Origin of the sequence: Feifania hominis (assembly GCF_014384765.1) — a bacterium.
Lineage (GTDB): Bacteria > Bacillota > Clostridia > Oscillospirales > Feifaniaceae > Feifania > Feifania hominis.
On record NZ_JACRSP010000002.1, the window covers coordinates 336,988 to 357,920 of the forward strand.

17 protein-coding genes are annotated in these 20,933 nt (G+C 60.4%); 2 read left to right on the plus strand and 15 right to left on the minus strand.

From position 1 onward, the window contains the following. Positions 1 to 7: 7 nt before the first annotated feature. From recG to H8695_RS05140, 5 genes are all read right to left on the minus strand, one after another. Complete coding sequence (recG, locus tag H8695_RS05120) at positions 8 to 2,068, minus strand: ATP-dependent DNA helicase RecG (RefSeq protein ID WP_249299827.1); 2,061 nt, start codon at positions 2,066 to 2,068, stop codon at positions 8 to 10. Between the two features lie 48 nt (positions 2,069 to 2,116). Continuing rightward, positions 2,117 to 3,733, minus strand: a complete 1,617-nt coding sequence (locus tag H8695_RS05125; protein ID WP_249300268.1) for a DAK2 domain-containing protein — start codon at positions 3,731 to 3,733, stop codon at positions 2,117 to 2,119. A gap of 59 nt (positions 3,734 to 3,792) precedes the next feature. Next, positions 3,793 to 4,140 (minus strand): Asp23/Gls24 family envelope stress response protein, encoded by a 348-nt coding sequence (locus H8695_RS05130; protein ID WP_249299828.1) that lies wholly within the window; start codon positions 4,138 to 4,140, stop codon positions 3,793 to 3,795. A gap of 96 nt (positions 4,141 to 4,236) precedes the next feature. Continuing rightward, positions 4,237 to 6,381 (minus strand): ATP-binding protein, encoded by a 2,145-nt coding sequence (locus tag H8695_RS05135; protein ID WP_249299829.1) that lies wholly within the window; start codon positions 6,379 to 6,381, stop codon positions 4,237 to 4,239. Beyond that, positions 6,368 to 7,498 carry a metallophosphoesterase family protein gene (locus H8695_RS05140; protein ID WP_249299830.1) on the minus strand — a complete coding sequence of 377 codons (1,131 nt, stop codon included), beginning with the start codon at positions 7,496 to 7,498 and terminating at the stop codon, positions 6,368 to 6,370. The genes H8695_RS05135 and H8695_RS05140 overlap by 14 nt, the downstream gene beginning before the upstream one ends. A 275-nt stretch (positions 7,499 to 7,773) precedes the next feature. Between H8695_RS05140 and H8695_RS05145 the strand changes: the two genes are divergently transcribed. Further along, entirely contained in the window at positions 7,774 to 8,685 is a 912-nt protein-coding gene (locus H8695_RS05145; RefSeq protein WP_249299831.1) for a WG repeat-containing protein, read from the plus strand. Between the two features lie 7 nt (positions 8,686 to 8,692). Here the strand turns inward: H8695_RS05145 and H8695_RS05150 are convergent, their stop codons facing one another. From H8695_RS05150 to rny, 8 genes are all read right to left on the minus strand, one after another. Further along, positions 8,693 to 9,397: an HAD family hydrolase gene (locus tag H8695_RS05150; protein ID WP_249299832.1), complete on the minus strand. Its 705-nt coding sequence runs from the start codon at positions 9,395 to 9,397 to the stop codon at positions 8,693 to 8,695. After that, on the minus strand, positions 9,394 to 9,843 hold the full coding sequence (locus H8695_RS05155) for a MarR family transcriptional regulator (protein ID WP_249299833.1): 450 nt from the start codon (positions 9,841 to 9,843) through the stop codon (positions 9,394 to 9,396). The genes H8695_RS05150 and H8695_RS05155 overlap by 4 nt, the downstream gene beginning before the upstream one ends. 314 nt (positions 9,844 to 10,157) lie before the next feature. Continuing rightward, entirely contained in the window at positions 10,158 to 10,724 is a 567-nt protein-coding gene (locus H8695_RS05160) for an ECF transporter S component (protein WP_249299834.1), read from the minus strand. A gap of 127 nt (positions 10,725 to 10,851) precedes the next feature. Continuing rightward, on the minus strand, positions 10,852 to 12,378 hold the full coding sequence (locus H8695_RS05165) for an ABC transporter substrate-binding protein (protein ID WP_249299835.1): 1,527 nt from the start codon (positions 12,376 to 12,378) through the stop codon (positions 10,852 to 10,854). After that, positions 12,375 to 13,223 carry a peptidoglycan editing factor PgeF gene (gene pgeF, locus H8695_RS05170; RefSeq protein WP_249299836.1) on the minus strand — a complete coding sequence of 283 codons (849 nt, stop codon included), beginning with the start codon at positions 13,221 to 13,223 and terminating at the stop codon, positions 12,375 to 12,377. The genes H8695_RS05165 and pgeF overlap by 4 nt, the downstream gene beginning before the upstream one ends. A gap of 154 nt (positions 13,224 to 13,377) precedes the next feature. Continuing rightward, on the minus strand, positions 13,378 to 13,638 hold the full coding sequence (locus H8695_RS05175) for a stage V sporulation protein S (RefSeq protein WP_249299837.1): 261 nt from the start codon (positions 13,636 to 13,638) through the stop codon (positions 13,378 to 13,380). 189 nt (positions 13,639 to 13,827) lie between these two features. Further along, entirely contained in the window at positions 13,828 to 14,604 is a 777-nt protein-coding gene (locus tag H8695_RS05180) for a TIGR00282 family metallophosphoesterase (RefSeq protein WP_249299838.1), read from the minus strand. 83 nt (positions 14,605 to 14,687) lie between these two features. Continuing rightward, on the minus strand, positions 14,688 to 16,250 hold the full coding sequence (gene rny / locus H8695_RS05185) for a ribonuclease Y (protein ID WP_249299839.1): 1,563 nt from the start codon (positions 16,248 to 16,250) through the stop codon (positions 14,688 to 14,690). 466 nt (positions 16,251 to 16,716) lie between these two features. Here rny and ppdK point away from each other — a divergent pair, with 466 nt between their 5' ends. Then, positions 16,717 to 19,341 (plus strand): pyruvate, phosphate dikinase, encoded by a 2,625-nt coding sequence (gene ppdK, locus H8695_RS05190; protein ID WP_249299840.1) that lies wholly within the window; start codon positions 16,717 to 16,719, stop codon positions 19,339 to 19,341. 58 nt (positions 19,342 to 19,399) lie between these two features. On the opposite strand, the gene H8695_RS05195 is transcribed toward ppdK, so the two are convergent. Together H8695_RS05195 and H8695_RS05200 are read right to left on the minus strand one after the other, a co-directional pair. Next, positions 19,400 to 19,744, minus strand: a complete 345-nt coding sequence (locus H8695_RS05195; RefSeq protein WP_249299841.1) for a TIGR04076 family protein — start codon at positions 19,742 to 19,744, stop codon at positions 19,400 to 19,402. A 14-nt stretch (positions 19,745 to 19,758) separates the two neighbouring features. Continuing rightward, a complete protein-coding gene (locus H8695_RS05200) occupies positions 19,759 to 20,931 on the minus strand; it encodes a diaminopropionate ammonia-lyase (protein WP_249299842.1) in 1,173 nt (390 codons plus the stop codon). Positions 20,932 to 20,933 lie beyond the last annotated feature (2 nt).

A 20,933-nucleotide genomic window follows, 5' to 3' on the forward strand; every position in this document is an offset into this window, starting at 1 on the left:
TCGTTCGTCAGTTGAGAAAATTGCCCTCCTCGAGGGCGAACAGCTCCTCGAGCTTTTCGCGCAGCGGCAAAAGCTCCGGCGCCTCGAGCGCAGGGTCGCGCCGCAGCAGATCGGCCGCAGCCTCCTGCGCCTCTTTCAAAATGCGCATATCTCCCGCCATGTCGGCAATGCGAAGAGCGGGCAGACCGTGCTGGCGCACGCCGAAGAAATCGCCCGGCCCGCGCAGCTTCAAATCCGCCTCGGCAATCTGAAAGCCGTCGTTTGTGCGGCAGAGAGTGCGCAGCCGCTCGACCGTCTTCTCGTTTCGGCTGTCCGACACGAGAACACACAGCGACTTGTGCTCGCCTCTGCCCACACGCCCGCGCAGCTGGTGAAGCGCCGAGAGGCCAAAGCGCTCGGCGTTTTCAATCATCATGACCGTCGCATTTTTCACATCCACGCCGACCTCGATGACGGTGGTCGACACCAGCACCTGAATGCGGTTTGACACAAAGTCCGCCATGATGGCGTCCTTGTCGGCCTGCTTCATGCGCCCGTGCAGAAACCCGACGCGGAAGTCGGGAAAGACCTCGCGCTGCAGCGTCTGGCTGTACTGCATCACATCGTGCAGGTCGCTGTCGCCGGTCTCACTCTCCTCAACGAGCGGGCAGACGATGTAGGCCTGCCGCCCCGCCGCGAGCTCGCGGCGGATGTAGCCGTAGGCCCGCGTCCGCTTTGAGCTGTCGATGCCGACGGTCTGAATCTCCTGCCGTCCGGGGGGCAGCTCGTCGATGACAGACACGTCGAGATCCCCGTAGATGATCAGCGCGAGCGTTCGCGGAATGGGAGTCGCCGACATGACAAGCACATGGGGGTTCTCCCCCTTTGCCGCGAGCTGGGCGCGCTGCGCCACACCAAAGCGGTGCTGCTCATCGGTCACGATCAGCCCGAGCCGTGAAAAGTGCACCTGCTCGCCGAGCAGCGCATGGGTGCCGATGACAAAGTCGATCTCCCCCGACGCGAGCTGCTCGAGGATGCTGCGCCTTGTTGCCGCCGGCTGACTGCCGGTGAGCACCGCTGTGCGGATGCCGCACCGGTCGAGCAGCGGCGCCAGATTGAGGAAGTGCTGGGTGGCGAGAATCTCCGTCGGCACCATCATCGCGGCCTGGTAACCGTTTTTGACCACGTAGTATGCAACGCCCGCGGCCACGACAGTCTTGCCGCTGCCGACGTCGCCCTGCACGAGTCGGTTCATCGGCTCGTCCCCCGCGAGATCGTCAACGCACTCGGTGAGCGTGCGCCGCTGCGCGCCGGTCAGGGAGAACGGCAGCCGTGAGAGAAAGCCGTCGAGCGTCACATTGCGGCTCATACGAACCGGCGTCTGGCCCCGGCGGCGGTTTTTCAGAGTGAACATGCCGAGCTGAAGCAGAAAAAACTCCTCGAATACCATACGCCGCCGCGCAGGCGTCAGACTCTTCTCATCGGTCGGAAAGTGGATGTTTTCGAGCGCGAAGACACTGCCGCACAAGTCGTAGTCCCGGCGCAGATCCTCCGGCAGCGGGTCGTGAAACTCGCTCTCTGCGACCTTGAGCGCCTCGCGCAGCGACTTTCGCATAACCGTCTGGCTCAGCCCCGCCGTCAGCCGGTAGATGGGTACAATGCTGCCCCCAGCATCGCCCTCAGCCGCCGGCTCGAAAGCCGGGTTTGCCATGGAGCGGGTGATGAAATTGCCCTCGATCTTGCCATAGAAGAGATACTCCTGCCCCGGGACAAATTTGTCCTTTAAAAACTTCTGGTTGAAGTAGGTGATCTCACAGTTCATCGCCCCGTCCGCCGCGCGGAATTTCAGAAGCTCCATGCCCTTTCTCACGCGGTAGGCGCGCGGCTCGCTGACCACGGTGAGCCTCACCGAGCAGGTGTCGCCGAGCACCGTCTCGCCGAGCGGCACCACCCGCGTGCGATCCTCATAGTCCCGCGGGAACGTGTACAGAAGCTGCGAGACGCTCTGGATGCCGAGGCGCGCAAAAGCACGGGCCCTCTCAGGTCCGATTCCCTTGAGATATTGAATGTCCGAGTGGAGCCTGTCCACGCGACGCGCCTCCCGATAAAAAAGCGGCGGCCAGCGCCGCCGCTTCGTTTATTCCACAGATATGATGTAGTAGTAGACCGGCTGGCCGCCCGGAACCAATGTAACCTCGAGCCGGTCGCCGCAGCGCTTGGTCAAAAGCTCATGCAGCCGTTCGGCATCCTCCGCCTTGACGTCGGCGCCGTAGAAAATGGTCATAAACGAGGCCGACTCATCGACCATCTGCTTGACAAGCTCAAGCGCGGTCTTCTCAATGGATTTCGTCACGGCGCCAATGTGCCCGCCGTGCAGGCCGATGATCTCACCCTGCTTGATTTTTTTGCCGTCGGTGACCGAGTCGCGCACCGCATAGGTGACAAGGCCGGTTTTGACGCCCTTGATCGCCTCGCGCATGTTCTGCTCGTTCTCTTCCACCGACAGGGACTCGTCAAACGCGAGCATGGCCGAAATGCCCTCAGGCATGGTCTTGGTCGGCAGAACGACGATGCGCTTGTCCTTTTCAATCTTCTGTGCCATCTCGGCGGCCATGATGATATTCTTGTTGTTGGGCAGCACAAACACACACTCGGCCGGAGTCTTATCGACCGCCTTGAGAATGTCCTCCGTCGAGGGGTTCATGGTCTGGCCGCCGAAGACGACCTCATCGACCATCAAATCGCGCAAGACGCTCGTGATGCCCTCGCCCGCCGACACTGCGACAAAGCCGATCGGCTTCTCGGGGGCGGCGACGACGCGCTCGTCGCTTTGCATCTCGCTGGCCTTTTCGGCGAGCTGCTCGATCATGTTCTCGATTTTCATGTTGGTCAGATAGCCGTATTTGAGAGCCTCCTGCAGCATGCGCCCGGGCTTGTTCGAGTGGACATGCACCTTGATGATGTCGTCATCCTCGGCAAAGACCACGCTGTCGCCGTTGCTCTCGAGGAACTGGCGCAGCGCCTCGGGGTTTCTCACCTTGTTCGAGTGCTCCTTGTGGATGATGAACTCTGTGCAGTAGGCAAAGCGGATGTCGGCACTGTCAAACGAGGCGAAATTCGCCTTTTGGGCGTTCTCCTGCGGGGCCTTTGCCTTGATGATAACGCCGTCGCGCAGCACCGAGAGCATACCCTCGTAGATGTAGATCAGTCCCCGGCCGCCCGAGTCCACAACGCCCGCCTGCTTTAGGACCGGCAGCATCTCGGGTGTCTCGGCGAGCACTTCCTTTGCGACCTCCACAAGCCGCTCAAAGACCTTGAGCGGGTCATTGTCCTGCGCCGCGACCTCCTGCGCCTTTTCGGCGGATACACGCGCAACCGTCAGGATGGTGCCCTCTGTGGGCTTCATGACGGCCTTGTAGGCCGCCGCCACACCGTGGCCGAGCGCCTCGGCGAGTGTCACGCCGTCGATCTCCTCACAGTCGGCCAGGCCCTTGGCAAACCCGCGAAACAGCAGCGACAAAATGACGCCGGAGTTTCCGCGCGCGCCCTTGAGCGTCGCCGAGGCTGTGATCTTCGCGACCTCGCCCGCATTTTTGTCTGCCACGCGCTGCAGCTCGGCTCCGGCCGACGACATGGTCAGCGACATGTTGGTTCCGGTATCCCCGTCGGGAACCGGAAAGACGTTGAGCTCGTTGACCGGCTCCTTGTACTGCTCGATGTTGTTGGCCCCCGAGATCACCATATCCCGGAGCATATTGCCGGTAATGTTCTTACTCAAATTCAGTTACCCCCGATACATCAGACTCGGATGTCTCAGACATCCATTCTGTCGACATAAATTGTAATTTCGCCCACCTCGAAGCCGGTCATTTCCTCCACCTGGTATTTGACCTTTTCGATGATGCTGTCGCACAGCGCCTGAAGCGGAGTGCCGTAGGTTACAACAATGTGCAGTTCGATGTTCAGCTTATCGTCCGTCGCGCCCACTTTGACGCCCTTGTCGTAGCCGTCTTTTTTCAGCAGCGCGACAATGCCGTCAGCCGTGCTCTTGTGTGCCATCCCCGCGACGCCGAAGCACTCGTTTGCCGCGTGGCCTACAATATTGGCAAGCACCTCGTTTGAGATCAGAATCTCGCCGTTGTTGTTTTCCATTTTAATCATCATTACACCTCCAGTTTTGGGATGTCGTCATATTTATCATATTATGGCCAAGGTAGTTTTTTACCAAAAGGCACATATATTTTATACCATTTTGACCTAAATCACAACTTTTTTCTCATTTGCACTCTGGGCGAGCAGATGAGCGCCGCCGCCGAGCAGCCTGCGCTCGCGCGTCTGGCAGCTCAGCAGCAGAATCTGCGTGTCCTGTGACAGAGAGCGCAGAAGCTCCATGCACTGCCCAAGCCGCGCGTCGTCGAGATTGGAAAATGCGTCGTCAAAGACCATCGGCGGACGCTCGCCCTGATAGATCAGCCGGCTCACCGCCAGGCGAAAGGCGAGATAGGCAGCATCGCGCGTCCCGCGGCTGAAATAACCCAGCTCGTGTACGGCGCTGCCCGTGTCCACGCGAATGCGGCACTCGTGGTCGATGAGAAGCCGCTCATAACGGCCCTGCAGCATCTGAGAAAACAGCCGGCCCGCCTCGGCGTTCACCTGGGGGGTAAAGTTGTTTCGCAGCTGCGCAAACGCCTCGTCGAGCGCCTGCGACGCGAGCTCGAGCGCACGGTAGGTGTCCTGCTGGCGGCGCTTTTTCTGTGAGAGAGCCGCGATGCGCTCCTCGCAGTCCGCCGGCAGCTCTCCCTTTTCGAGAAACGCCTCGACGCGGGCGCGGAGCTCGCCGCGCTCTCTCGTCAGACTCAGCTGCTCCGCGCGCAGGCTGCGCTCCCGGCCGCTGTCCGGCTCAGGCGCCGCCGGCAGCTCCACGCTCTGCTGCGCAAGGCGCAAAAGCTCCTCGGGCGGCTCGTCGCCGCAGAGAGCTCTGAGGTTATTCTCAAGCAGCGCCGCGCGCTCCCGGGCGGCCGCGCTGTCCGCGAGCGACTGCCTCGCCTGCAAAATGGCGGCGCGAAGCTGCGCCTCATTCTCCGCCGGCAGGCCGCACTGCTGCGCGGTGTGCGCCGCCTGTGCAAGGGCGTCGCGAAGCGCCTGCGCGGCGGCGGAAGCCTCCCTCTCACAGTCTTTGAGCCGCGCGGCAGCCTCTTCAAGCTCCCACTGCGCACGCGCCGCTGTCTCCTCGGAGCCATCGGGTTCGGCGGGCTTTCGAAGCACCGTAAAAAACAGCGTTCCAAAGACGGCGAGCACGCCCGCCGCCACCCAGAGAAGCGGGGAGAGGACAATGGCAGCGGCCGCCGCGCCGAGCGCAGTCAGCCAGAGAATCACGGCCGGCGCTGCGGTTCCCCGCTTTGCCGGCTGCGGCGCCGGAGTCTGCCGGGCCCGCTCCTCGGCCTGCTCGTATCGGGTCTCTGCGGCAGCCTGCTCCCGCTCGGCGAGATCCCGTCGCGCCGCGAGCTGCGTGAGCTCCTCGAGCTCGAGTGCGAGCCGGTCGAGTTCCTCACCGGTCACAGCAGGCTTACGCTCCGCCCTCTCCCGCTCGATACGCAGCTGCCTGTCGAGCTCAGCCGCCCGGCGCGCGCGCGCGACACGCTCGCGCAGCCCGGCCTGCCCACGCTCCCGCTCGAGTGTCGCGAGTTCCTCGCCCACGGCCGCGAGACGCCGCTCCACCTCGCGCAGACGGCGCGATTCGCTGCGGTGCTGTTCAAAGGCCGCCTGTGCGCGTTCGAGCGCCAGGCGCTGCTGTATCATCTCGTTTTCTACAGCCACAATGCTTCCCCCGCGGCCGGTCGGGGTCATCAGCCCGCTTTTGAGCTTTGCAAGTTTCTCAGCCGTCTCCCCGTAGGAGGTGGTCTCGTCGCCGGTGGTCACAAGGTTGCGAATGCGGGTCTCCAGCTCCCCGTGGGCCGTGACCTCAACGCCTGACTGGCGCACAAAGACCGTACGCTCGAAAGTGCCCTCATCCACACCGAAGAGCCACACACCCGGCTGGGCGAGATCCTGTACCTCCCGCACGGGCTCGCCGGTGAGCGCGTCCATGACGGCCACCCGATCTCGGCGGTCGCCCGCCGTGCGGTCGATGCGGTAGAGCCGTCCGCCGCTCTCAAGCGTCAGCGAGCCCTCAATGCGCTCGCCGCTCCAGGGCTGGTAGCGCTCGCGATCCGATTCCAGAGGGTCCTCATCGCGGCGGCGGGTCCGCTTTGGAAAGCCGTAGAACATGAATTTCAAAAACGCCGCGACAGTGCTCTTGCCCCACTCGTTGCCGCAGCAGAGCAGATTGATTCCCGGCTCGGGGCGCAGAGTGAAGTCGTGCAGCCCGCCGAAGTGGCCGATGTGAATCTCAGTCAATCTCATCCGGCGTCACCCTCTCTCCCTCAAGCACCCGCAGGCCGATGCGAAGCGCGCGCTGTGTGAGCGCACGCTCGCTCTCATCGGCCGCCATCGAAAGTTTTTCCATCATCTGTCTGACAAACAGCCCGCGCAGGCTGTTCTCCTGCGCAAGAGCGCCAAAATCGGCGCGTGGGCGTGTGTGGTCGCGCAGCTCCACATGGTAGAAATCGCGCAGCGAATTCTCGATTAGCTCCCGCGACAGCAGCAGCTCCCCCGGGATTTCGCCCTCGAGCACCACGCGCAGAATGTCCTCGCGCGAGCAGCTGTCAAGCGCCTCGCGCACGGCGAGCGCCGCCTGCTCGGTGGTGCGAACGTCGCAAAGGCGCACCGGTACAATCTCATAGCGCCGCCTGGCAAAGGGGACAAAGCGCAGCTCACAGCGGCCGCGCTCCACCGTGCCCTCCAAAAAGCCCTTTTCTCCGGTCTCGTCAAAGCCGCGGCCCTCGAGCGCGCCGCTGTAGGCATAGCGGACCTCTCCCGCCGTCTGTACGCCGCCAAAGCTGTGCACATGTCCGAGCGCGAGATAGGCAAGGCCGCTGTGCGCGATCTCGTCCGGCGTCATCGGGGCGTAATCGTCGGCCTTGGAGCCGGTGACGTTGCCGTGTACAACGCCGATGTGAAGCGGCGTCTCCCCCCGGGCCTGAAAGCCCGCGAGCGGCCTGTGGGACGCCGCGGCGTCAAAGCTGCCGATTCCCCACACCGTGACGCCGAGCTCTTCAATGGGAACCCCCGTCATCTCCCGCGACGAGAAGATGTGTACGTTCTTTGGAAAGTCCGCCGCGCGGTAGACGCTGTCGCGCGTGAGAGGGTCGTGGTTTCCCGGGGCGATGAAAAAGCGCACGCGCGAAGCCCTTTCAAACGCATCGCCGAGCAGACGCACCGTGGCACCTGAGACCTGCGTCCCGTCGTCAAACAGATCTCCCGGCAGCAGCGCGATCTGCGCCCCGCTCTCGGCGGCGTAGTCAATCAGCTGCGCCGCACGCGCGCGCATCTCGCTGCGCCGCGCGCGGGCAAGCTCCGGCGGGAGTCCCACCAGAGCCGAATCCAGATGAAAATCAGCTGCCTGAATGATTCTGAGCATATGTCCTCCAAACTTGTGGCTTTCTTTCATCATACCATGCGCCGTGTCAAAACAAAAGTCGAACAAACGCATCGACCGATCCGTCAATCTTATGGTAGAATAGCCGCAGGGCGGCTATTCTATGAAACTTAAGGCCGCGCTCCCGCCTCTTGCGAGGCAAGTCCCTGCGGGACGGCTGAAAGCATGGCCGCATTCTACCATGATCGCTTTGCGTCTATTTTGCCTTGCTCCTCCCGCCCCGGCGGGACAACCCATCAGAAAACGAGGATATTGCTATGAAACAACGCCACGCCGCTCTCCTGCTCACACTGGCTCTCCTGCTCGCACTGCTCGCGGGCTGTTCGTCGCCCGCACAGTCCGACGAGCCGCAGCCGCCCGCCGATCCCGCCGGCTCCACGGAAGAACCGGTGCAGCCTCTTGAGACGCGCGAGCCGCTCGATCCCGATGTGCGCCTGAAAATTGAGATGCAGCTCTCAACGTCCCTGCCCAACTGCGAGGTCGTGTTCTACGCGGGCGAGGGGGATCTCTTTGTCGTGCGCCGCGATGGCAAGGACGGGCTTGTCAACCAAAACGGAGATGTCATTGCGCCGGCCGAGTACGATGGCATCAACGGCTTTCACGACGGTCTCACCGCCGCGTCAAAGGATGGGCTCTGGGGCTATCTCGACTATGCCGGACGCACTGTCATCCCCTTTGAATATGAGAACGCCGCCTACTTCAGCGAGGGACTGGCCGCGGTGGCCAAAGACGGAAAAATCGGCTTTATCGATCGAACCGGCGCCTTTGTGATCGAACCGAAATTTCCCTACAGCGGCGTGCTCACCGCCTTTGAAGACGGCCTTGCCCTCATACAAAACGAGTCGCGTACCCGCTACGCTTTCTGCGACAGGAGCGGCGAACTTCTGTGTGACTATGTCTATGAGATGGAGGAGTACACCTTCGGCTTTGACAACGGCTATGCCATTGTTCTGCGGGACGGGCGTTACGGCGCCCTCGACACCAGCTGCCGCGAAGTGATCGAACCCCTCTACACCGGACTTTTCGGACCGGATGAAAATGGTCTGTTCTCCGCCCAGAGAGACGGCAAATGCGGCGCGCTGAACACCGCCGGCGAAGTGGTGATTCCCTTTGCCTACAACGACTTCTACGAGCTCGATCGGGCCATCGCGGCGCAGAGAGAAAAATAGATGCCGCTCACAGCGCGGGCAGGCTCTCGAGATAGGCGGCGCAGTCCGCAAAGCTGCCGTGCCGGTAGTCCTCCGGCTTCCCGCTGCCGCCGAGGCAGTCGGTGACCAGATAGAAATCCATACCGAGCTCTACGACGCAGCCGTCCTCCCCGGTGTCGTTGCCCACCATCAGGCAGTCCTGCGGCGCAGCACCGAGAGCGGCGAGCACCTCGCGGTAATAGCCCGGATTCGGCTTGCAGAAGTGCGAGCTCTCATAGCTTGTGACGAGCGAGAAATCCTCCGGTGTGAGCCCCAGCCAGGACAGCCGCGTACGCACGCCCACAAGCGGAAAGAGAGGATTTGTCGCAAGCGCCACCCGGTATCCCTTTTCCCGCACAGCGCGCACGGTGCGCGCCGCGAGGGGATTCTCGCCTGTGAAAGCGCGCGCCCGGTGAAACTCCTGCCCATAAAAGTGCTCAAACTCCTCCTTGAGCGGCAGAACCCGCTCCCCCAGAATGCCCGCGAACGTCTGCCAGAAGCGGGTCTCATTGGTCTCAGCGCCGTCGTTTTTGACCATGGCCGCCGTGCCCGCCCAGACCGCGTCGACCAGAGGCCCCGCCTCAAGGCCAAAGGGGGCGCACTTCGCGGCGAGCTCTTTGAAGTAGCCCTTTGTAAATACGTCCTGGTCCATGGGCAGCAGCGTGCCGTCCAGATCAAATAAGATCGTGTTCATGTGTTCTCTCCTCCGCTTTGTTCCGGCTCGTCCATCAGAGCGATGATGCGCCGGATCATTTCGTCAAGCCGCTCTATTTCCTCCTCGGAAAAGCTTTCGTGAATCCGGCTCATCAGCCGGGCATTGTCGCGGTCTCTGAGACCGTAGTAGTCGAGAAATTTCGCCGTGACCAGCAGACGGTTCTCCCTGCGGTCGTTGCCGTCGATGCGCTCGACGTAGCCCTTTTCCACCAGACAGTTGATTTTGTAGAGGGCGTTTGGCACTGAGATCTTCAAGTACCGCGCAAACTGACTCACCGTTGGCCCGCCGAGCAGGTGGATGATCTCGACACAGAAGCACTCGGTCGCGCTCAGACTCCCCTCACGCGGGCCGATTTTCTCCACCATTCGCTTGTAGTAATTGGCGCGGAATTTCAGATACAACAGCTCGAAATCCTGTTCCAGCACGCCGGTCCCTCCACTTAAAAAATTTTATATAAGATATTTTATCTGTTTTTCCCCCTTTGTCAAGCTGGGAAGTTGATTGCCGGTAGTACATTCTTCCGGCAAATTTTCGCCGGACGATGCATCGTGCGTTCCATTCAGCCTTCAAATGGTCGTGATTCACCGGTCGGCATTGACGTCAGCAACGATGTGTGCAAAAAATGCGCCGCCCAGAGGGCGGCGCATTTTTTCTCTTTATTATAACGAGAGACAAGTTTCATAAATTACAACATCTGCCGGGAACACACTTCATCATGTGTATCATGTTATAGCCCTTTTTATCCCTCGAGCTTCCGGTAGACACCGGCTCTCTCGAGCAGCGGCCGCAGCGCCGGCGTGATCAGCACGGCGGCGATCACCGCAATCGCGGCGTTGACGCCGGAGGTGATCATCTTGGTCGTGTTCGCAAGCAGCGCCGCCTGGAAATTGCTGCCTGACAGCACCAAAACCAGCACATTCTTGCCGATGTGGAGTACGAAGTAAGTCAGCGCACCCGCTGCAGCCGCACCGCAGTTGAGCGCAAAATTCTTGCCGCGCTGCCCGCGCAGATGCGAGACGAGGCCGCAGACAAAACCCATCATAAAAAAGTTGATAAACGTGATGTAGAACTCTGCCGCATAGGCCGGGTGGCACAGGTCAAAGAGCGCTGAGCCAATGCCCGCGGCGAGTCCGCCGGTGACGCCGCCGAAGAGAAGTCCCGTCGTCAGGCAGATGATGTTGCCGATTTTGAGCATGGTGGGACCGGTCGGCGTCGGAATCTCAATTTTCAAAAACATGGTCACAACAAAGATCATGGCCGCCATCAGCCCCGTGACCACCATTCGATAGAGCACTTTCTGGTTCACTGCAATTCCCCCTTTTCTGTTGGCTCTATCTTAGCAAAAATCTGTACCCTGTTAAATAGTCAGTTTTAGTATTTTTTATGGTATCAGATTGGCGTAAGAAAAGTCCCCGGCCGCACCGGGGACTTACTCATTTGCAGTAGGCCCAGAGCCCATAGTAGGGATCGCCCGGCCGCGGCGTTGGCGACGAGGCGAAGTTGCCTGAGGAGAGGAGCATATCGTTGCCAAAGTAGAGCGGGATGACCGGCATTTTCTCACTGAGCAGCGCCGCGAGCGCCTGTGCGCTCTCGGGGGACGCCTGCGCCTTGAGTGCCGCGAGCGCCTCGTCCACTGCCACGTCGGAGAAGCCGCCGTAGTTGAGCGCTCCTCCCGAGCCGATGAGCGCCGAGAGATCCATATCGGGCAGCAGCTTGATCTCCCCGACGTAGAGATCAAAGTCGCCCCGGCGCACGGCCGTGAGATAGTCGCTCTCACTCAGAGCATTCACTACGGCGTCAATGCCGACGCGTTTGAGATCGCGCGCGAGCAGTTTTGCCGCCGACGTCTTCTCACTCGACTTCTGGTTGACACAAATGGTCAGCTGCAGCGGCTTGCCGTCGCGCAGGCGCAGGCCGGCCTCGTCGCTCTGCTCAAAGCCGGCCTCATCGAGAAGCTCCGCCGCGCTGCGCAGCTCATAGCCCTCCACGGCGCCGTCGAGCAGATACCAGCTCGGGTGCAGCGCCGACACAGTGGCACTCCCCGCCTTGTCGATGATGGCGTCGATCATGGCGCTGCGATCGGCCGCCGCCGACACCGCCAGACGCAAAAGCGGCTGCGCGAGCGCTCTGTTCTTCCCCACATTGACCCCGAGGTAGAAGAGCCTCGTGCTGTCGTAACTGACGGCGTTCTGCGTGCCGTGGATGACGAGTTTTCCCCCGTCGTCCTGGTCCATGCTGACAAAGTCGACTTCGCCGCTCTCAAAGAGCTCGACTACCTGTTCGTCGCTCGAGACATCGCGCAGAATCACCTCGCGCACAGCGGTCTGCGTTCCGGCCGCCGGGAGCAGACGTGATGTATCGCCTCCGTCGTAGGCAAACGCCCCCGTGCCGATCAGCGGCTCGCTGACCGGGTCCTTGACAATGGGAATGTTCAAAAGGGACAAAAAGAGACTGTTCGGCCGGCTGAGAGTGATCAAAACGGTTTCGGCGTCCTGCGCCGTGACCGACTGCACCTCGCGAAGACGGCTGTAGTAATTCCCCGTCGCATCGGCTCTCGCCGCGTTCAGCGTCTGCGCCACATGCTGCGCGGTGAGCGGCGTGCCATCGTGGAAGAGCACGTCGCCGCGCAGCGTAATGCGCCAGACATTGCCCTCGGCTGACGCGCTCTGCGCCAGCACAGGCACCGGCTCGAAGTTCTCGTCCAGCGCGTAGAGACCTTCGTAGATCAGGCCTGCGAGTGCAAAATTGATGCGGCTTTTGGTCGTGAGCGGGTTCAGATCTCCGTCCGCCACACGGCAGAGCGTCACGCTGCCGGCAAAGGGCTGCGCATCGGGTTCGGTCGGTTCCGTGACCGTGCCCGGATCGACCGGTGCGATGGTCGGCTCGCTCTCCTGCGCACAACCGCAGAAGAGAGCCGCCAGAAGCGCTGCGCAAATGAGCACCGCCGAAAATCTTCTCATTTTGCCTCCCCCTCTTCCCGCAGGCAGATCAGGGCGATCTGGTTTCCGCGGCGCTCGCCCATGCGCCGGTGAGAGAAGTAGAGCTGGGACATGTGGGCGGTGCAGTCGGTGGATGCGGCGATGTTCTGCTCACACAGGCCGGCCGCGAGGAGCGTCAGCACATTGGCAAGCTTCAAATCCACATGGGGGCGCCCGTCAACATGGCTGAAGATCAGCTCCCTCTCGCCGGGTTCAAAGGTCTCCTCAAATGCCTCACAGACCTCTTCGCCGACCTCGTAGCAGCCGGCGCAGACCGCAGGGCCCACCGCCGCGAGCAGATCGGCCGGATCGGTTCTGTAGAGCTCGCTCATTTTTGCAACGGCGGTACGCGCGTTGCGAATGGACGCGCCGCGCCAGCCGGCATGGACGTTTGCGACCGCCCGGTGAACCGGATCGAACAGGAGCACCGGCACGCAGTCGGCGTAGAAAGTCGTCAGCGCCACACCGGGCAAATTGGTCATGAGAATGTCAGCGCGGTCGGGCGGCGTCTGTGGACTCGGCCCGAGGCACTGCGCCCTGTCCGTCACCACGACGATGTTATCCGAGTGAACCTGCCAGGCGCGGATGAGCCCCTGCTGCGGCGCGCCGAGCGCACGGCAGAAGCGCGCGTAGTTCTCGCGCACGCACTGCTCGTCGTCCCCGCTTGAAAACGAGAAATTCAGCCCCTGCCAACAGCCGCCGCTCACGCCGCCGACCCGGGTTGCAAAGCCGGCCGCGAGATCCTCCCGCTCCAGCTGAGCCGATGTGGTATAGAGTACGCCGTCGCGGTCTCTTCGCACCAGCGCGGCGACATTCGGTCTGTGCATTGGTATTCCAACTCCCAAAGGCGCAAAGCGCCTGTCAATTCTGTTTTCATGATAACACACGGGCCCTGTATCCGCAAAAGAAAAAGATTGAATTTTCTGTAAACATTGGGGCGAAAAAAGCCCCGGGCAGATGCCCGGGGCGGTTTGACTGCCGTTATCTCGGTTCCACGATCAGCTTGATGGCCGTACGCTCCTCTCCATCGATGTTGATCTCGGTGAATGCGGGAATGCAGATCAGGTTGATGCCCGACGGAGCGAGAAAGCCCCGCGCAATGGCGATCGCCTTGACCGCCTGGTTGATTGCGCCCGCCCCGATGGCCTGAACCTCGGCGACGCCGCGCTCACGAATGACGCCCGCAAGTGCGCCCGCTACGGAATTGGGACTCGATTTTGATGAAACTTTCAGAATTTCCACAGTGATTCCTCCTTACAATGACTCGATCGTTTCCCATCTTATTGGTCTGCGATTGCAAAATCCATTCCTTAGAAGTCAATCCGCGTCAAAGTCTCATTCGTTTCATCCAATATACATGATTTTATCCCCGCTTACAAGCGTCTTTTCGTTATTTTAACCATTTTCACAGTTTTGCCATACAAATTTTGTCTATTTTAGAATATGAAACCGCTCGATGGCGCTCGCGAGCCCCGTTTTTTCGTCGGCTGTGATGATGGCAGCGTCCATCTGAATCGGCCCGTCGGCCTGCTCAAAGCGAACCGGCGTACGGTCGAGGAACTTTTTGATCACCGCTTTTTTGTCGACGCCGAGCACCGAGTCGCGCGGGCCCGTCATGCCGAGATCGGTCAAAAAGGCCGTGCCGCCGCTGAGCACCCGTTCGTCGGCGGTGGCGACGTGGGTGTGTGTTCCGACAAGCGCGGTGATTCTGCCGTCGAGATATTCCGCGAGCGCTCTCTTCTCGCTGGTCGCCTCGGCGTGAAAGTCGACGAGCACGACATTCGCGTCGCCGCGCTTCTCCTCGAGCAGCCGCTGCGCCGTCTCAAAGGGATTCTCCAGGCTCTCCATGTAGACCGTGCCCTGGAGATTGATCACCATGACCGTGCCTTTCGGCGTGCGCACATGGCAGTAGCCCCTGCCCGGGTTCTGCGGCGGGTAGTTGTGAGGCCGCAGCAGACACTCGCTGTCGTCGAGCATCTCATAGAGCTGCCGCCGGTTCCAGATGTGGTTGCCCGATGTGATCACATCGACCCCTGCGGCAAACAGGTCCTGCGCATCGGCCGGCAGCAGACCGTTCCCGATGGAGGCGTTTTCGCCGTTGGCTACGACAAGGTCTATGCCGTGCAGCTTTCGAATATTCCACAAGTGCGACGCGAGAAATTCCACCGAGCGGCGGCCCACCACGTCGCCAATCATCATGATAACCATCTGACTCCTCCGATTCGTCGCCGGTTTCCCGGCGGTACTTCCGGCAAAAAACAGGAGAGGCGAGCGCCTCTCCTGTCTCTTTCCTATTTTGCAAATTCGATTGCGCGGCTCTCGCGCACGATGTGTACTTTGATCTGGCCCGGATACTCCATTTCGCTCTCGATCTTCTTGACGATGTCCCGCGCCATCAGCACGATGTCGTCGTCGGAGACCTGCTCGGGCTTGACCATCACGCGGATCTCGCGGCCCGCCTGAATGGCGAACGACCGCTCCACTCCCTTGAAAGACTCCGCAATCTCCTCGAGTTTCTCAAGACGGCGGATGTAGGCCTCCAGGTTCTCACGGCGGGCGCCCGGCCGCGCGGCCGAGATCGCGTCTGCCGCCTGCACCAGCACTGCGATGATGGTCTTGGGCTCCACGTCGTTGTGGTGGGCATGGATCGCGTGGATGACGGCCTCATTCTCCTTGTACTTGCGCGCGACCTCCACGCCGATCTGAACATGGCTGCCCTCAATCTCGTGGTCAAGAGCCTTGCCGATGTCGTGCAGCAGACCGGCACGCTTGGCGAGCGTGACGTCGACGCCAAGTTCCGCCGCCATCAGGCCCGCAATATGCGACACCTCGATGGAGTGCTGCAGCACGTTCTGGCCGTAACTTGTGCGGTATTTCATCTTGCCGAGCAGCTTGACGAGCTCCGGATGCAGCCCGTAGACGCCCGTTTCAAATGTGGCGCGCTCGCCCTCCTGCTTGATGGCGGCGTCCACTTCTTTTCTGGCTTTCTCGACCGTCTCCTCGATCTTGGCGGGGTGGATACGCCCGTCGTGAATGAGGCTCTCGAGCGCGCGGCGCGCGATTTCGCGGCGCACCGGGTCGAAGCTCGAAACGGTGATCGCCTCCGGCGTGTCGTCGATGATCAGATCGACGCCGGTGAGCGTCTCAAGCGTGCGGATGTTGCGGCCCTCGCGGCCGATGATGCGGCCTTTCATCTCATCGCTCGGCAGCGCCACGACCGACACGGTGGCCTCGGCCACATAGTCAGCGGCGTACTTCTGAATGGCGAGGGTGACGATCTCGCGGGACTTCTTCTCGCCCTCCTCCTTGAGATTCTGCTCAAGCTCCTTGATCTTCAGAGCCGATTCGTGCTTGATTTCGTTTTCAAGGTTCTGAAGCAGGTAGTCTTTCGCCTGCTCCACGGTGAAGCCGGAGATCTTCTCAAGCAGCGCCCACTGCTCGCCTTTGACTCCCTCGAGGTCCTCCTTGATCTTGTCGGCCTCTCTGATTTTTTTGTTTAAGGTCTCTTCCTTGCTTTCCAGGTTTTCGGTCTTTTTGTCCAGTTGCTCTTCCTTTTGTAGGATTCGTCTCTCCTGCCGCTGAATTTCGTTTCTTCTCTCTTTTAAGTCGCGGTCAGCATCCGTGCGGATCTTGAGGACCTCTTCCTTGGCCTCCAAGACCGCCTCTTTTTTCTTGCTCTCAGCATTTTTGATCGCATCGTTGATGATACGCTTCGACTCCTGCTCCGCAGAGCCAATCTCAGCCTCAGCAACGCGTTTTCTATATGCCACGCCTAAAAAGAAAGCGATCACTCCACCAACGAGGGCGGCGACGAGTCCCACAATGACGAGCGTCAGAATCTGCTGCGACGTCATATGGTTCCTCCTTGTGTTTATTCACTTTCCACTGTAAAGGGTCTTTTTGCGAACGGCTCAAATGAAAAAATTACAGCTTGTTTTTGTCCATTCTTGCCAATGTATCCACATTGAATCATTATAATTTTATTGACCTTGCCTGTCAAGAAAGAACACCTGAGTTGGGCGCAGGCCCACTCCCCGCCAGGTAAGTTTCAATACTAAGAGTAATTTTAACGTAAATTTCATATCTTTTCAACAATTATTTCATAATTTTTGCGTTCCGCGCCCAATCCATCTCCGCCGACTGAGAGGAAGATCTGCCGATTCTCTGTTCCTTTTTCTGTCAAATGTCCTGTATTTTGTAAAATTACACGGTAATATAAAAAAAATCTGGTAATACGGCCGTACTTTTGCTATAATAGTTTAGCAATTCACAATCGAAGTAAAACTATTATTATATTAATACTTTAGGAGGAAAAAACCAATGAGCTACAAATATGTCTATCTGTTCTCCGAGGGAAACGGAAGCATGCGCGAGCTTCTCGGCGGCAAGGGTGCAAACCTCGCTGAGATGACCAACCTCGGCATGCCTGTCCCGCAGGGCTTCACCGTCACCACCGAGGCCTGCACCAAGTACTATGAGGACGGCCGCCAGATCAACGCCGAAATCGAGGCTGAGATCTACGAGTACCTCGCCAAGATGGAGCAGATCTGCGGCAAGAAGTTCGGCGATGTCAAAAACCCGCTTCTCGTCTCCGTGCGTTCGGGTGCCCGCGCCTCCATGCCCGGCATGATGGACACCATCCTGAACCTCGGTCTCAACGACACCGTGGTCGAGGGGCTTGCGGAACTCACCGGCAACCCCCGCTTCGCGTATGACTCCTACCGCCGCTTCATCCAGATGTTCTCCGACGTCGTCATGGAAGTGCCGAAGAAGAACTTCGAGGTCATCATCGACGAGCTCAAAGAGAAAAAGGGCGTCAAGCTCGACACCGAGCTCGATGTCAATGACATGAAAGAGCTTGTCAAGCTGTTCAAGGCCTACTACAAGGAGCAGAAAGGCGTCGACTTCCCGACCGAGCCCAAAGAGCAGCTGCTCGAGGCCGTCAAGGCCGTGTTCCGCTCGTGGGACAACCCGCGCGCCATCGTCTACCGCCGCATGAACGACATCCCCTCCAGCTGGGGCACCGCCGTCAACGTGCAGTCGATGGTCTTCGGCAACATGGGTGACGACTCCGGTACCGGCGTCGCGTTCACCCGCAACCCCTCCACCGGCGAGAAAAAGCTCTACGGCGAATTCCTGATGAACGCCCAGGGCGAGGACGTTGTCGCCGGCATCCGCACCCCGCAGAGCATCGACCAGCTCAGAGAGGTCATGCCCGCTGTGTACGACCAGTTCGCGAAAATCGCCCAGACGCTCGAGGACCACTACCGCGACATGCAGGACATGGAGTTCACCATCGAGAAGGGCAAACTCTACATGCTGCAGACCAGAAACGGCAAGCGCACTGCCGCCGCCGCTCTGAAGATCGCGGTCGACCTCGTCGAAGAGAAGATGCTCACCAAGGAGGAGGCCATCCTCAAGGTTGAGCCCAAACAGCTCGACAGCCTGCTGCACCCGCAGTTCGACGCGGCGGCTCTGAAGAAAGCCACCCCGATTGCAAAAGGACTTCCGGCCTCGCCCGGCGCCGCCTGCGGCAAGGTCTACTTCACCGCTGAGGAGGCCGTCGCGGCCGCCGAGGCCGGCAACAAAGTCGTGCTTGTGCGTCTCGAGACCTCCCCGGAGGACATCGAGGGCATGTACGCCTCTCAGGGCATTCTCACCGTTCGCGGCGGCATGACCTCCCACGCGGCGGTTGTCGCGCGCGGCATGGGCACCTGCTGCGTCGCGGGCTGCGGCGAGATTGTCATGCACGAGGAGGAGAAGTACTTCGAGGTCGCAGGTAAGACCATCCGTGAGGGCGACTACATCTCCATCGACGGTTCCACCGGCAACATCTACGGCGAGGCCATCGACACGGTCGAGGCCGGTATCTCGGGCGATTTCGAGACCTTTATGAACTGGGCCGACGAGATCCGCACCCTGAAAGTCCGCACCAACGCCGACACCCCGCACGATGCCGAGATCGCCTACAAATTCGGCGCCGAGGGCATCGGCCTGACCCGTACCGAGCACATGTTCTTCGACGCGGACCGCATCCCGGCCATGCGCGAGATGATCGTATCCGATACGCTTGAGCAGCGTCAGAAAGCTCTTGCGAAGCTGCTGCCGATGCAGCGCTCCGACTTCGAGGGCATCTTCAAGGCCATGCACGGCTACGGCGTGACCATCCGCTTCCTCGACCCGCCGCTGCACGAGTTCCTGCCCCACACCAAAGAGGACATCGAGGCTCTTGCCAAAGAGATGGGCATGACCTATGACAAACTCAAAGAGAAGATCGATTCTCTGCATGAGTTCAACCCGATGCTCGGCCACAGAGGCTGCCGCCTGGCCGTCACGTTCCCGGAGATTGCCGAGATGCAGACCAGAGCCGTCATCGAGGCTGCCATCAATGTCAACAAAGAGGGCATGAATGTTGTGCCCGAGATCATGATTCCGCTGGTCGGCGACGTCAAGGAGCTCGCTTTCGTCAAGAACATCGTCACCACCACCGCCGACTCTATCATCAAGGAAGCCGGCGTTGAGCTGAAGTACATGGTCGGCACCATGATCGAGGTTCCGAGAGCCGCTGTCACCGCCGATGAGATCGCCAAGGAGGCTGAGTTCTTCTCCTTTGGTACCAACGACCTCACCCAGATGGGCTACGGCTTCAGCCGTGACGACGCCGGCAAGTTCCTCGGCGACTACTACGACAAGAAGATCTTCGAGTCCGATCCGTTTGCGAAGCTCGACCAGGACGGCATCGGCAAGCTCGTCAAGATGGCGGTCGAACTCGGCCGCAAGACCCGCCCCGACATCAAGCTCGGAATCTGCGGCGAGCACGGCGGTGATCCGAGCACCGTCGAGTTCTGCCACAACATCGGTCTGACCTACGTCTCCTGCTCGCCGTTCCGCGTGCCGATCGCGCGCCTCGCGGCTGCTCAGGCGAAAGTCAAAGAGGGCAAATAAGAAACTCACCAAAAAGAGCTTCCCCACCGGGGAAGCTCTTTTTTTGTTCTATTCTCTTTTATCGAACCGGTGTGTAGTTGATCTGCGACGGCTCATCGGTCGCCTCAAGCTTGAAGATGACCGGACGCAGGCCATCGTTGCAGCTGCAGATTGCAACGCCCGGTTTGCGAATCCAGTCGCCGTAGTAGAACAGGCCCTCTTTCACGCCGTGCGACAGGGCGAACACATACTGGTAAATTGCTTTCCAGGCCTCATCACAAAAGCCCTCGGGCTTGGCGTAGTCAGCGTAAAACACCTCGCCCGCGCGCAGCATGGGGCAGGCACCGAGGCCCTGTGCCCCATATTCTCTCGCCAGTTCTTCATCGAATGTGGTCTTGAGAACCGTAATTTTTACTCGTTTCATCTCTTTCTCCTCTCTCAACCCCAGACAATTCTGCGGTAATTCTCCCGGTCGGTGTCCCCCTCGGTGCTGATGCAGAGTATCTTTGCGCGGCTGTCAAGCCCCATCGCGCGGCGAAGCGGCGCATAGGCGCTGTTCTCGAGAATTTCCACCGCCGCCGCAAAGCCAGCTGCACCGCTCTCCCCCGAGACCACACGGCAATCTCCCGGCATGGGATTGCCCAGTATGCGCATGGCGCGCATGGTGATCTCATCGGGAATGGAGAGATAGTATTCGCCAAAGCTCTTTAAAATCTCCCATGCGAGCGGGTTTGGTTCGCCGCAGGCGAGTCCCGCCGAGATGGTCTTCATCTCCCCCGTCACAAAGTGGCGGCTGCCATCGTTTGCCTGCGCCGTGCGAAACACACAGTCGGCCGTGTGGGGCTCCACTGTGACAACGGTCGGTCTGCGCTCACCATAGCGCGCCGCAAACCACGCCGTGAGCGCCGCGGGGAAAGAGCCGACACCCGACTGGACAAAGACGTGAGTCGGCGGCTCATCGCGCAGCTGCTGCGCGAGCTCCTCCCCCATCGTCAGATAGCCCTGCATGATGCGCTTCGGAATCTCCTCATAGCCGTCAAACGCGGTGTCCTGCACGAGTGTCCAGCCATTCTCGCACGCCTCGGCGGCGGCGCGGCGTACCACATCGTCATAGGGCAGATCGAGTATGCACGCCTCGGCCCCCGTGGCGCGGATGTTTTCCAGGCGCTCGGCGGCACTGCCGCGCGGCATGTACACAATGGCGCGGCAGCCGAGCTGCCCTGCCGTCCAGGCGACGCCGCGGCCGTGGTTGCCGTCGGTGGCGGTGATAAAAGTCATGCCGTCGAGCGCGCCGCGCCGCCGGGCCGCCTGCAGGGCATCCCAACTCAGTTCGCTCAAGCCGAGCCGCTGTGCGATCAGCGAGCCGATCGCATAGCTGCCGCCGAGCACTTTAAAGGCATTGAGGCCAAAGCGCTTTGATTCGTCCTTGACCATAATTGACCCGACGCCGAGGCGCTTCGCAAGGGCCGGCAAATTTGCTAGAGGCGTCGGCTCATACATGGGAAAGCTCTCGTGATATTCCCTCACGCGGCGGGCGACGTCCGGCGAAAAGGCCGAGACATCGGCTTTTTCGCCCGTCGGTTGGTATCTGGTCGAGTTTATTGCATTCACTT

What these genes read in the sequence shown, in the direction of transcription:
- H8695_RS05135 (WP_249299829.1), bottom strand. Translation starts at nt 6,381, where the DNA reads ATGAGATTGACTGAGATTCACATCGGCCACTTCGGCGGGCTGCACGAC.
- H8695_RS05165 (WP_249299835.1), bottom strand. Translation starts at nt 12,378, where the DNA reads ATGAGAAGATTTTCGGCGGTGCTCATTTGCGCAGCGCTTCTGGCGGCT.
- pgeF (WP_249299836.1), bottom strand. Translation starts at nt 13,223, where the DNA reads ATGCACAGACCGAATGTCGCCGCGCTGGTGCGAAGAGACCGCGACGGC.
- H8695_RS05150 (WP_249299832.1), bottom strand. Translation starts at nt 9,397, where the DNA reads ATGAACACGATCTTATTTGATCTGGACGGCACGCTGCTGCCCATGGAC.
- H8695_RS05140 (WP_249299830.1), bottom strand. Translation starts at nt 7,498, where the DNA reads ATGCTCAGAATCATTCAGGCAGCTGATTTTCATCTGGATTCGGCTCTG.
- H8695_RS05130 (WP_249299828.1), bottom strand. Translation starts at nt 4,140, where the DNA reads ATGATTAAAATGGAAAACAACAACGGCGAGATTCTGATCTCAAACGAG.
- H8695_RS05145 (WP_249299831.1), top strand. Translation starts at nt 7,774, where the DNA reads ATGAAACAACGCCACGCCGCTCTCCTGCTCACACTGGCTCTCCTGCTC.
- rny (WP_249299839.1), bottom strand. Translation starts at nt 16,250, where the DNA reads ATGACGTCGCAGCAGATTCTGACGCTCGTCATTGTGGGACTCGTCGCC.
- H8695_RS05180 (WP_249299838.1), bottom strand. Translation starts at nt 14,604, where the DNA reads ATGGTTATCATGATGATTGGCGACGTGGTGGGCCGCCGCTCGGTGGAA.
- H8695_RS05195 (WP_249299841.1), bottom strand. Translation starts at nt 19,744, where the DNA reads ATGAAACGAGTAAAAATTACGGTTCTCAAGACCACATTCGATGAAGAA.
- H8695_RS05125 (WP_249300268.1), bottom strand. Translation starts at nt 3,733, where the DNA reads ATGCTCCGGGATATGGTGATCTCGGGGGCCAACAACATCGAGCAGTAC.
- ppdK (WP_249299840.1), top strand. Translation starts at nt 16,717, where the DNA reads ATGAGCTACAAATATGTCTATCTGTTCTCCGAGGGAAACGGAAGCATG.